The sequence below is a fragment of the Phocaeicola faecalis genome (assembly GCF_021730445.1).
Lineage (GTDB): Bacteria > Bacteroidota > Bacteroidia > Bacteroidales > Bacteroidaceae > Phocaeicola > Phocaeicola faecalis.
This window is the reverse complement of sequence record NZ_JADNRM010000012.1, coordinates 82,001-94,809: the sequence shown is the minus strand read 5'-3', so window position 1 is coordinate 94,809 and position 12,809 is coordinate 82,001. Positions and strand designations below refer to the sequence as shown.

The following is a 12,809-nucleotide window of genomic DNA, read 5'->3' as shown; positions in this document are numbered from 1 at the left end:
TTTATGGTTTTACAATCCGAATACTGGGTCAAGTTTTACTTCGCTATATGGAATCACATCCACCACGATTTCCATGGTGTTAAGTAATGTGATGTTCACTATTACATGGGTGTTGCGGAACAGGGCTTTCAGGTTGGGCAACGTTTCGACGAAAGGTTCATTCCTTCCCTCCATCTTGACGGTCAGCGTATATTCCTGCTCGCCTTTCGTTGCATCCGCTTTGGGGGTCTTGCTTTCGGGTAGGTAGAAGATGGGGGCACTCTCTGCGACACCTGGTTTGTTGTTGTCCGGATAATCTATATCAACTGTAGGTTTCCCTACGATAACTTTCTCGGGGTGGGTATAAGTCTTTGTCTTATCCGCCTGCGTCGGCAGATCGTAGTCCTTCAGCCAGCCTGCGGTGTCCGTTTTCCCATAATCGTCATCCTCGGACGAGGCATCGGAAACCTTCTTCAACCATTCTATCCAGCTTTTTCCATTGAAAAGTGCCCTGTTTTGCTCGCTGTCTTCGACATGCGCCATCAGGAAGTTCTTGTCGGCATGGCTTGCCAGGGTGAAATACTCCACCGTCACTTTCTCGCCACGCCAGTTCTTGAAGTTCACCGTGAACTTCGTGGCAACACGCACCACGTAGAACGTCTTCTCGACCTTTCCTTCGGTAAAGTCTATTTCGTACATGGAGGACATCGGGATGTGTTTATTGTCCGAGTAATCCGGGGTGAAATAGAGGTCGTTTACCGCCCTGGCAAAGTTGGTTGCGTTCTCTGTATAGTTGTTGAAGAAGTCGGTTAGCGTTTGGTTTTCTCCTGGCAGGCCTTCCACAGTGGACACGCTCTCTTCATTGGCGAAGAGGAAAATCTTTTTCTTCTCCTTGGGTTTTACCTTGAGGATGATGTATTTCTGTGCTTGCGCACCCTCCAGCGAATAGTGCTGGTTATGTTCCACCGTGCCATTCTCATGCAGGACGACAACGCGTACGCTGTGCATCTTCTCGTTGTCAGGCAGTTTTGTCACTTCTCCCGACCGTGCCTGTTCCAGTGTGGCGATGTTCAGGAACAAGGCAGCTTCCGTATCGTTGGTCGGTAAGGATTCTTCCTGACTGCTGCACGCCACCATAAAAGGCAGTGTGAATGCCGCCAGGCAGACCACAATGCTATGTATAATGCTCGGTTTCATCAGTTCAATCCTTCTCTCTAATTATTCCACTTCAACATTACTCAGCACCACACGCCATGACAGAATCTGAATGACGCTGCTTACCCATGTGTGATTCTCGTCGAGGAAAAGAGTCATCACGCACTCATCCAGACGGTCGAGGAACTCCCGCTTATCCATCGGATAATTATATTCCTTTTCGTAGTACTCTTTTCCCATCAAAGCGTAGTCTATCACTGGAATGCGAGCTACGGTCTTGCCTTCCCTGGTGGTGATGGTGAGTATCATATTCTCGTGATGTGTCTCAATCAGGCGACCTACGGTGAAGTCGGCAACGAGTCCTTTCACATTGCTGATAACACCAGTATCGTCTTTGCCAATACCTGCCTCGACACTCTGTATATCCCAGGGACGGTAGTTGATATTCTCGTCGGCCATCAGCTCGTTGTCGTGTGCCATAAGACCGTTTTCATCATCAATACGGAAGATAAAGTCAGCCTCGTTCACATCCTCTCCCGACAAGTGCTGTAGGATGACACGGATGTGGTTGGTGTTCTTGGTCAGGAGCATGGTGTATTCGTAACTGCCTCCGTCGTCGTTGCTAGGCAGTGACACGTCCAGCGTTCCGTGGAAGAGACGATACAAGTGTTCCTTGCTGAATGCGCCCGATTCATCATGCTGACGATTAAGCGCACACTGCAACTGCTCCATATGGGTTTCTCCTACATGGGCTTCGGGAACGGAGAATGATTCCTCATGCTCACCGTCGTTTTGAAGTCCGCACCAGGCAAGCAGTTTGTAGTCACCGGCGGGCAGGTCGAGCAGCATCGAGTAGTCCTCCGCCGTAGCCGGATCTATCTGTTCTTCTTGCTGCCAGACCAGTACGTCCGATTTGTCGAAGGCATACAGGTGAACCGATGACACCTCGTTGGCAAAAGCATCCGCCCATTTTAGGTTCCTGTTGTAGCGGAATTTGAGCCGGTAGTACACCGAACAGTCGCCTTCTTCCTCGTAGAGCCAACTGTCGCAGGACGAAAGAGCCAACAGGCAGGCTGACACCACACAAACCTTGGCTGCCACATTCCTTATCAATGTCCGTATATTCATATCGCTTACTCTTTAATGTATATCTTACTTTTTCTATATATGGTGTGCGGAACTTCCGCATCCGGACTTTCTCGTCAAGTGGGATACTTGTCTTTTGTATTCAGGTTTCCAAGGCCACACCTCCCTTTGTGTACCGGTGGGCGGGTACTGTATTTGTTATTCTGTTTTATTAAAATGTGTGGAAGACGGGAGCCGCCTCCCACACGTGATTAAGTATCAGGAACGTCCTCAGGCGTTTGGGTTTATATTACCATTCCAAAGCATACTCATTAGAGACAATGCGCCAAGACAAAATATTGATTTCAGCCGCAATGTAATGATTATTTTCATCCGGCTTCTCGGGATAAATTACCTCGTCAGGATTGTAAACAGGGGTACCAAGACCGGCAATCTTTGTTATTTTCGTATCATAGATGTGGTTGCGAACTACACCCTTGGTAGCGTTTTCACCGATCCCATAATGAATAATTTCATAGTAATAGTAGGTCATACCGTCCTTCCAGACCAAAGCCCAGTCAACGATATCCTTATCTTTAAGATTATTATTAATTTCGGAGGCAGTAATAGTTGTTGTTACCGTTTTATCCAAAGAGTTGTACCACGTCTTTTGGGCAGCTTCATCTGTCAACTGGGCATACACATAACAGTTGTTCTTGCTGTTCTCTATTTTATCTTGGGTAGCAATTACAATCTTCAGGTCGTTGGCACTAAGCCCTGTACGTGTCGACTCATTCTCCAAATAGTAATTATAGCCATTAGCTGTCAATTGAGAAAGGATATTTGCCTTTAAAGCGGGGAGGTTGTCAGCCGGAGTCTCAGAATATGTATCGGCAAAATGAGCACCCAAGTGTCTTACAATAGTGAAATTTGAACCGTCTGCCTTACAAAGTTGGCCCTTAAGGATAACCTTGGTGCGGTTGATAGGGGATTCTGTATCATAGTCCAAGGCATTCTCATTGGTGTACTTTGCAGTAGTAAAAAGAGTTGTGATGTCGTTATAACTAACAGAATACTTGTTCGCGGCGTCCTTAGAATTGATAGCCCAAAAACTGCGATGCGCAAATGCACCGGAACCGTTCCACCAATCACTTGCCCATGTTGGATTAATAGCCTTGACAAGTCTGCCCTCTGTGGTTTCTGCGGTCAGGCTCCAGCCGCCAAGTTTCAGGTAAACCTGCTCTCCTCCGACTTTGAGGTCATTACCATCCTTATCTGCCAGTTGCAGTTTGTCAGAGGATGCACTTGCTACATCAGTACCCAAAGAGACCTTCACTTTAGCCACGCTACGTTCAACATAGATGGTGATGGGATTCTTCTCGGCATTCCCAGGTGTCTTCTGTAGATTGGTAGACTCGATAGGAACAGCACAGACCTCTGCTTTATCCTTTCCATACACGGAATTGAACATTACGAATTTGCCTTTTGAAGTCAGGACAGGGTCAGCATAATCAGTGACAACACCCTTTAGTTCGGTAAGGTTCATCGATTTATCTTTCAAACCAGTGGGATTCAGCACAGCCGCAATGCTCTGCGGTAGTTTGTCACCGTCCTTTGTACTGATGACAATCGTGGCATTAAGCACACTCTCGGTGTCATCGGTATCTACTACGTCCTTTTTCTGGTCTTTTTCACCGGGAGTCCAGTCGTAATAGTTTACATAACTTCCATTTAAAAATTTAACTGGAGCAATGGCACCGTTTGCAGTGAAGAAATAAAAACGGACTTTTTCAACGTTGTTTTCATCTACACTTCCATCCTCATAGCCGGCAGCGGCACGAGTACCTTTCACATCAGAAGACATCAGGTTTACGGCCATGTAGCTGGTATTAGCCTCACCACTACCGTTGTCCTCACCGTCAGGAGCAATCTCCTCCTGTGAGCATCCTGCCAAGAACAGGGATGCCAGCACAGACATGAATAAAAAATACTTTTTCATTGTGAGTTAATTAAAATATTTATAAATAAATTTCTTTTCTCTTGGATTATATGATTGATTATTTCAGTCTTTCGTTCAGCTCTTCCAGCGTGCGCGCCGCCTTTTCCAGCCCCATCTCTTTTGCCTTGCCGAGGTACCGTCGCGCCGTGTCATAATCTTTCTCGCGCACGGCCAACGCACCCCGCGCATAGACCGCTTCGGGTGAATCACCCGCCTTGGCGAGATACTTGCGTGCCGTACCGAAATCATCCCGGCGAATGGCAGCATTAGCAGCGTTCAAATTGGCGGTCTCATCGTTGGGGAACATGCGCACGGCTGTTTGGAAGACATCCGTGAACTCGTCTGTGCCAGGCTCATATTTCCCGGCAACGAGGTAAAATTCGTTTAGGCTCAATTTCTGCGGCTGTTCAGCCATGATGCGCCTTATTTCCTCCACTTCGCTGAACATGCGGATGTTGTAGTCTATGCGGTAGTCCGTATGACGTAAAGCGGGGTAGAAGTTCTGCAACATGAAGCGGTACTCCTGTGGATAAGTGCGCTTGATTTTTGCTTCTTTGGCATCCGGTTCCATGTCGCTGTCAATCAGTGCCAGAATCTCCGTGCGGTGGTTAATCTTCGACTGTTCCACGTGACGGCGCAATCCGGCCCAGTCTTCGGGCTCGTAATCAGTTTGGATAATATTGTCTGCAAAATTGTACAATAGCCCTATGTGCTTTTTGAGTGCGGTTGTACGTCCAATGGCAAGTTGCGTGTTGTGTTTGTAAGGGCTCTCTGGCGAGGCATATCCCTTCAACCATACGGAAGTGATGGTGACATCCTTGTCATTGCGCACGGAGTCAATGGTCGCCTGTATTTTACCCAATTCAGCCGTATTGCGGCGGTAATCGGGATAGATTACCGTCTGATTTACCGGGAAGTCTATGAAAGCCGTCCCCGACAATGAGCGACTTTTCATGATTTCTACTTTTGGCTGCACGAATACCAGTTCGGGAAAAAACGCTTCGTGATATCTTCCCAGCTCGCCTACGTATTGCGCCACTATGGTTTGACAACATCCCCAGTCGCTACGATGGAACTTGAGTGTGGCTCCATCCATCCAATCTTTGTAGAGAACAAGGTTGTCGTACTCCAATTGTTCCGGCTTTTTCGATGCCCGGAATGACTTCTCCGATTCGCCTGAGATGGTGCTTATGCCGTTTCGTACATAGTAATAATATCGTCTTCGTCCGTAAATGCCTATCGACGGCAAGTCCACAGAATCCGCTCCGTTGACTAATCGCGGGGTAAGCACTACGGCACGGTTGACGTCCACGTCAAGTGCAGTCAAATCGACTCCCATTTCAACGGTAAGATATTTTCCTTCACGGCTCATTTCGAAATGGTTCACCGTTACGCCGGGTATCATTTTGTCGTTATCATTTTGCGCTACCGCTCCGGACATATTTCCCATGCCCAGTATGGTTGCCAGTATGAATATTATCCTTTTCATGTTCGTTGCTATTTTAGAATAGATAAACCAGGTTAATGGCCGCTTTCGTGGGACCCACATAATGGTGCGGCTTGTTGCTCTCTATCTTTTTGCCACAACCGGCACAGTTGAAACGGTCATAGCGGGTGTAAGAATATCCGAAACCGATTTCCGCCTCCAGATTCCAATGGCGGCTCAGAATCCACGCATAGCCGTATGCCACTCCCGCACCCACGAACCATCCCTGATAACGTGTATCCTTCAATTTGCGTGCGTCTGTCCCAAACAGGTTTATCTTTCCGTTGAATCCTCCCATATTGTATTGTCCTCCGTGCACATGTGCTCCTACGAAATGTCCGGCGAAACGGTCGCAAAACCAATATCTGGCTTCTGGTTGTATTGCCCAGTGCTTCCAACGTTTGTCATTTGCCAGTGTCCAGCCATTGAATTCTCCGCTGACATCCAGTGTCCATTGCGGTGCAAGCCCAACTTCTATCCCTAAGTTAATGTTCAGGAAAGCATCTGAAAGCAGGTTGGTTTTCCCTACAATTTTTTGCGCATCAAGCTCTTGTAGGAATCCTGTTGTAAGAATTGTTAACAATAAGAATATACGTTTCATTTTATTTAATATATTACCTGAATCAATTTTTGCAAACGTTTGATATATAAAATATTAAATATTCTCTTTGTAAGAGTGAACGATACAGAATTAATTGCTTGGAAATAAGAACTTTATTCTACTGTATTTATTTTGTTTGCTCAACAATTATTTCATCATGCATAACAAATTTGTTTGTTCATAGAATTATTTTATTGATTTTATTGGCTTATTTGCAATATATTTCGTACTTTTGCATCATTAAACATCTCTTACAAAGAGAGATTTTATTTGCTCAACAATTATTCTCTTACAGAGACTTCAATATCAGGCTGTTAGCTTTATCTATCGCCATATTATCTAATGAGTCGAGATAAATTCGGGTAGTAGCCTCTGAATCATGTCCCATTCCTTCACTGATAACCGATAGAGGAATATTTTTGCTTTTGGCAATACTCGCCCATGAGTGGCGTGAGCAATATAGGGTCAGGGGAATAGAAAGTCCTAGTTCCTGACCGATAATTTTTAGGTTTCGGTTTATGTTATGTCCGGCATAAATATACTGTGCCCGTTCCTCTATTTTTGAACCTTGTTTGATAATGGGAAGTAGATAGATGGAGTTTCCTGTATCGTATTTATCCACAATCTTCTGCATCGGCTTCTCCCACTTGATGAATAGTTGCTGTCCCGTCTTTCGGCGACGATAGGAAAGAATACCGTTGGCAAGGTCTTTTTTTCGCAAGTATGCCATATCTACAAGTGACATTCCACGAGTGTAGAAAGAAAAAAGAAACATATCCCTTGCAAAGTCTGCCGATGGATTGAGTGACAAATCCATTTCCTTAATCTGCTTGATAACCCTTAATGAGACGGCTCTCTTTACAGTCTTGTCTACGCCTGTATAGACATGTTTGAACGGAAACCGTTGCAATATTATCTCTTTTTCCACCGCACGATTGTAGACTGCTCTCAGATTGCGCATATAGAATGATGAACTGTTGGGACTTACTCCGTTTGTTTTCAGATAGGCTTCGTATGCCAGCATCATATCGGAATCCACTTTATCCAATAAGATGTCCTTATCCTCGCGGAAACGGCGAAAGCTGTTGAGTGTGGTGTTATATGCTTCAGAAGTTCTTATCTTACCCAACTTTTTTAAATTGGCAATGACTTTCTCCATGAATCCGAAGAAAGAGTTTTGGGGATTGAAGGAAACGAATGTCGATACCACATCATCCGAAGTATACGACTTTCTCTGCTGTTCCAGCGATGCTATGATTCGTTGGAATTTTCGTGTGTCATTTCCTATATTCTCTCTTATCTCAAATAAATAATCTTTTCTCGTTTCATTAAAACGAGACACTACAACCTCTGACAAGTTACTGTCCCATTCACTCTCATAGATTTGGTAGTGCGTCTTTATTTGACGGACTACACGATTATGAATCACTTGATAGAATATTGTTCCTTGTCTGCCCTCTACAGTAGAAGGGCGGAATTTAATTTTCAAACTTGCCATACGCTTACTTTTTATATTTATCTGTTGGGGTTGGTTTTCTCTTGATAGCCTTTGCCTTGTTATCCGGTTTCTTTTCAGTCTGGTTATAGATTCCGCTTTTGATATTCTTATGGAGGATAGCTCTTAACAAGGATTTTATCTTTTTCCTGTTTTCAATTATAGTTTCCGTGTTACGGCTTAATAATATTCGAGCACCATTAAAATGTCGTTTGGATGTTTTGGGGGCTTCTTGTTGTATGGCAAAAACAACCTTGTCAGTACTGTTGTTTACTTCGGAATTGTTTTTTGCCGATTGAGGTATGAATAAACCGTTTACTTTATGCTCGGTTCTCTCCAAATGTCCGTAGATGTTTTCTATGAATTCTTTCTGTCTCATAATTTTATTAATTTAAATTTTCTATATTTGAATAGTTTCATATAATCAGAGGTTCTACAACACCCTTTAAATTATTCTTTTTTTAATCTTGCCAATTATAACTACCTCCTTTCCATTTGGTTTATATTCGTTCATTATCACTGCAGGTTTTCGGATATTTCCGTACTCGTCAAATCCTCTCATTGTTCTTTGCTAAAGTGTTTTCTTGTTGTCATAGTTTTGATTTTTTTATAGGTTTATACAGTGGCCTTAGTATATAGGCCAATTATCGATAACAAAGAAAGTGTGTATGCAGCACATTATCAAGCAAATGGCATTGATATGATAATTATGATTGATTCTGCTTTTGGTTATTGAAACAACGGTGAAGGGTATTATGATTTGCATTGATTGATTTGTGCGATATCACACGTACGTCTGCATGGAGCCACACATACGTACGTGTAGGGCTATGCGAACGTATGTGTAGGGCTATGCGAACGTACGTGTAGCGCAATGCATACTAACGTGTGAAGTGTCCACCCAAAAGACAAGGGTGTTTTTCTGAAAAAGCAAGAGCTTTCTTAAAAAGATAAAGGTCTTTTTAAAAAAGAATAGGAGCTTTTTTTAAAAGACAACGAGCTTTTTTAAAAACGTCTTGGTCTTTTTTATCGCTGCCGAAACTTCTCAGTCGTTATATTCCATGGAAGCACAAACCCTTTATGTGCACTTTTTGCAAGGAAAACGTCTGAAAACGCCCTGTTTTATGTCAAGTTGGAACAGTCTATAAAAAAGGATATATAACTGACAGAAAGCGTGTTATGCAGAAATATGCTTCAAAACGTGGTGAGAGCATGAGAGTATAAGTGATGGAACGTATTTTTACTCTAACGGTATAAGTCGTTTATAATTAACCTGTTATGCATAGAATGAGAGCATGAGAGCATAAACACCTCTAACTTTCTAATAGGAAAGACTGATACATTAAGAACACTTCCGGAAATTGTTCGGAGAACTAAATGATTCTTTATTCTTAGATGATGTAAACTATCTGCTTGAATTTAACAGCCCCACAGGGTTTCGGATTGACCGAATGTTCGACTACTTCCATAAATGAGAGGAGTTATAAAAAGAAAAAGTCTCTGAAATTCAGAGACTTTTTAGTGGACCTGGAGGGAGTCGAACCCTCGTCCAAACGAGGAAGCCATACGCTTTCTACATGCTTATCTTCGCCTAAATTTTCGTGTATAGACAAGACCGAAGCCACCAATCTATACCTTATCCTCTAAAATTTCGTGAGAGACGCGAGGAAAGTCTCAAACTATTCCCGAATTTGCTGTGCCACTTTATCAAACGCTTCGGAACAAGAGCTTTTGAGTGACATCTCGTTTCTACCACTATGGCAGAAATAAAGTTAATCTACTATACTTCGATTAAGCAGCGAGAGCGTAATTTTCGTTGCCAGATAAAATTTTGATAACTGAGATTATAGTGCCAATCACCGACGCACTGCATGCTTACATACCACTCCAACTCGCTGTCAAATCCAGTCAAGCCCGAACTGGTATCTATGATAGATGCCGCAAAGATAATAATTCTTTCCCGATTATAGGTCATTTCTTTGCAATTATTATAAATATCCGTGTTAATCAATTTTTCTGTGAATCTGGTTCAAATATACGTTTATAAGCGTTATTGTACAAAAATGAGCGGCCTTATGGACAATTTTGCTCTATCGTTTGAACTGTTTTCTTTATCTTTACCTCGACAAATAATGACTGTTTAATCTAATAATCTAAATATCATGAAGAACTTGTTTCTTGTTCTTGCTTTGTTGGGAAGTTCTACGATGCTTCCGGCGCAGACAACGACTAAAATACCGAAAGTCTATCAGCCTGTCAAGAAATCTATGTACCATAAAGGATGGATTGATTTTAATAAGAATGGTGTGATGGATGTTTACGAAAACCCAAATGCCAAAATTGAAGACCGTATTGAAGATCTTCTCGGACAAATGAATATGGAAGAGAAGACTTGCCAGATGGTGACGCTCTATGGTTATAAAAGGGTGTTGAAGGATGCGCTTCCCACTTCCGAATGGAAGAATATGTTATGGAAAGATGGGATGGGAGCCATTGACGAACACCTGAATGGTTTTCAGCAATGGGGGCTTCCTCCTTCGGATAATGAGAATGTGTGGCCGGCTTCCCGGCATGCATGGGCATTGAATGAAGTGCAGCGTTTTTTTGTTGAAGATACTCGTCTTGGCATTCCGGTTGACTTTACCAATGAAGGTATTCGGGGGGTGGAGAGTTATCGTGCCACGAACTTCCCGACACAACTTGGATTGGGACATACCTGGAACCGTAATTTAATTTATAAAGTGGGCAGGATAACCGGACGTGAGGGGCGTATGTTGGGCTATACTAATGTATATGCTCCTATTCTGGATGTAGGGCGCGACCAGCGTTGGGGACGTTATGAGGAGGTGTATGGAGAGAGTCCTTATCTTGTTGCCGAACTGGGTATCGAGATGGTGAAGGGTATGCAATATAATTATCAGGTAGCTGCCACCGGTAAACATTTCATTGCTTATAGTAATAATAAAGGTGCGCGTGAGGGTATGGCGCGTGTTGACCCGCAAATGTCTCCCCGTGAGGTGGAGATGATTCATGTTTATCCGTTTAAAAGAGTGATAAAGGAGGCCGGTCTGTTAGGGGTGATGAGCTCTTATAATGATTATGACGGTTTCCCTGTGCAAAGCAGCTATTATTGGCTTACTACTCGTTTACGCGGTGAATGGGGATTTATGGGGTATGTTGTTTCGGACAGCGATGCCGTGGAATATTTGTATACCAAACATGGAACGGCAAAGGATATGAAAGAGGCTGTCCGTCAGAGTGTGGAGGCCGGATTGAATGTTCGTTGCACTTTTCGTTCGCCAGACTCGTATGTGTTGCCGTTGCGTGAACTTGTTGAAGAAGGAGGGTTGAGTGAAGAAGTGATTGACAACCGTGTACGGGATATTCTTCGTGTCAAGTTCTTGGTCGGATTGTTTGACGAACCGTATCAAACCGATTTGGAGGGTGCTGATAAAGAGGTGGAGAAGAAAGAAAACCTGGAAGTGGCTCTTCAGTCGTCTAGAGAGTCGCTGGTGTTGTTGAAAAATGAGCAGAATACGTTGCCGTTGAACCTTTCGGAAATAAAGAAAATAGCTGTATGTGGCCCTAATGCGGATGAAAGCAGTTATGCCTTGAGTCATTATGGCCCTTTGGCTGTAGATGTGGTTACTGTGTTGCAAGGTATTAAAAATAAGGTGAAAGATAAGGCGGAGGTTCTATATGCTAAAGGTTGTGAATTGGTGGATGATAATTGGCCTGAATCCGAATTGATTGATTATCCTTTGACAGAGCAGGAAAAGAATGAAATAGATAAAGCGGTGGCTAATGTCAATCAGGCGGATGTGGCTGTCGTGGTGCTTGGAGGCGGGCAACGTACTTGTGGTGAGAATAAGTCGAGGAGTAGTCTTGAGTTGCCGGGACGCCAGCTTGATTTATTGAAGGCTGTATATGCTACCGGAAAACCGGTCGTGTTGGTGTTAGTCAATGGGCGTCCGCTGTCTATCAATTGGGCGGATAAATTTGTTCCTGCCATTCTGGAGGCATGGTATCCGGGTTCAAAGGGAGGTATTGCTGTTGCTGATGTTTTGTTTGGAGACTATAATCCGGGTGGAAAGCTGACTGTTACCTTTCCGAAGAGTGTAGGACAGATTCCGTTAAATTTCCCGGCTAAACCTTCTTCGCAAATTGATGGCGGGAAGAATCCGGGAATGTCTGGAAATATGTCTCGTGTAAACGGTCCTTTGTATCCATTTGGTTACGGACTGAGTTATACGACTTTTGAATATTCCGATTTGCAAGTGAGCCCGAAAGTAATTACACCAAATCAGAAAGTGACTGTCACATGTAAAGTTACTAACACCGGCAAACGTGAAGGAGATGAAGTTGTACAGCTCTATTTAAGGGATGTTGTCAGTTCTCTGACCACTTACGAAAAGAATCTGGTCGGTTTCGAGCGTCTTCATCTGAAGCCGGGCGAGACCAAGGAAGTCCGTTTTATACTCGACCGTAAAGATATGGAGTTGCTGAATGTGAAAAATGATTGGGTGGTGGAACCGGGTGAATTTAAAGTTATGGCCGGAGCTTCTTCAGAGGATATTCGTTTGAGTGATAAGTTCATGGTGATGGAATATGGTATGAATGGTGTGTTGTCTGAAACAGGAAACGGTAAGGAAAATACCATTTCTGCCAGTACTGAAATGCAAAATGTGGGCATGACGCTCGATAATAATCTGAAGACTTGCTGGCAAGGGAACAAGGGAGACTATATTACTTTTGCTTTAGAGAACGGTGCAAAAATAGATGGTCTGTCTATCGTTTGGAAGAAAGAGAATGGCGGTGAGGCTGATTTTGAGATTCAATTGTCGGGCGGTGGAGGACAATTCCTGACTGTATATTCGGGTAGTGTGTCTAAGTTCGATGAATGGGTTTCTTATGCTTTCAAAGGTACTACAGCAAGCGACTTGCGCATTCTCTTGAATTCGGATGGATTGGGGGTAGCCGAAGTGAAAATCAACCAATTAAAAAAAGAATAATAAAGAATTTGGGCCGT

Annotated in this window: 8 protein-coding genes and 1 other RNA gene; 1 reads left to right on the top strand and 8 read right to left on the bottom strand. The window is 43.6% G+C overall.

What is annotated here, in order from left to right; genetic code table 11:
* Positions 1 to 9 precede the first annotated feature (9 nt).
* The 8 genes from IR173_RS12175 to ssrA all read right to left on the bottom strand — a co-directional run bounded on the left by IR173_RS12175 (position 10) and on the right by ssrA (position 9,696).
* Positions 10 to 1,176: a dihydrolipoyllysine-residue succinyltransferase component of 2-oxoglutarate dehydrogenase complex gene (locus tag IR173_RS12175; protein ID WP_237039868.1), complete on the bottom strand. Its 1,167-nt coding sequence runs from the start codon at positions 1,174 to 1,176 to the stop codon at positions 10 to 12.
* Positions 1,177 to 1,197: 21 nt separating this feature from the next.
* On the bottom strand, positions 1,198 to 2,262 hold the full coding sequence (locus tag IR173_RS12170; RefSeq protein WP_237039867.1) for a FimB/Mfa2 family fimbrial subunit: 1,065 nt from the start codon (positions 2,260 to 2,262) through the stop codon (positions 1,198 to 1,200).
* A 247-nt stretch (positions 2,263 to 2,509) separates the two neighbouring features.
* Positions 2,510 to 4,198: an Mfa1 family fimbria major subunit gene (locus IR173_RS12165; RefSeq protein ID WP_237039866.1), complete on the bottom strand. Its 1,689-nt coding sequence runs from the start codon at positions 4,196 to 4,198 to the stop codon at positions 2,510 to 2,512.
* Positions 4,199 to 4,256: 58 nt separating this feature from the next.
* The gene (locus tag IR173_RS12160; RefSeq protein ID WP_237039865.1) at positions 4,257 to 5,687 is read right to left on the bottom strand and encodes a DUF3868 domain-containing protein; all 1,431 of its coding nucleotides are present in this window, start codon (positions 5,685 to 5,687) and stop codon (positions 4,257 to 4,259) included.
* A gap of 13 nt (positions 5,688 to 5,700) precedes the next feature.
* A complete protein-coding gene (locus tag IR173_RS12155; protein WP_237039864.1) occupies positions 5,701 to 6,285 on the bottom strand; it encodes a DUF3575 domain-containing protein in 585 nt (194 codons plus the stop codon).
* Positions 6,286 to 6,574: 289 nt separating this feature from the next.
* Positions 6,575 to 7,783, bottom strand: a complete 1,209-nt coding sequence (locus IR173_RS12150) for a tyrosine-type recombinase/integrase (protein ID WP_237039863.1) — start codon at positions 7,781 to 7,783, stop codon at positions 6,575 to 6,577.
* A 4-nt stretch (positions 7,784 to 7,787) separates the two neighbouring features.
* Positions 7,788 to 8,159, bottom strand: a complete 372-nt coding sequence (locus IR173_RS12145) for a hypothetical protein (RefSeq protein WP_237039862.1) — start codon at positions 8,157 to 8,159, stop codon at positions 7,788 to 7,790.
* A 1,140-nt stretch (positions 8,160 to 9,299) separates the two neighbouring features.
* Positions 9,300 to 9,696: a transfer-messenger RNA gene (ssrA, locus tag IR173_RS12140) on the bottom strand.
* A gap of 246 nt (positions 9,697 to 9,942) precedes the next feature.
* On the opposite strand from ssrA, the gene IR173_RS12135 reads away from it, so the two are divergent.
* Positions 9,943 to 12,792 carry a glycoside hydrolase family 3 N-terminal domain-containing protein gene (locus tag IR173_RS12135; protein ID WP_237039861.1) on the top strand — a complete coding sequence of 950 codons (2,850 nt, stop codon included), beginning with the start codon at positions 9,943 to 9,945 and terminating at the stop codon, positions 12,790 to 12,792.
* Positions 12,793 to 12,809 lie beyond the last annotated feature (17 nt).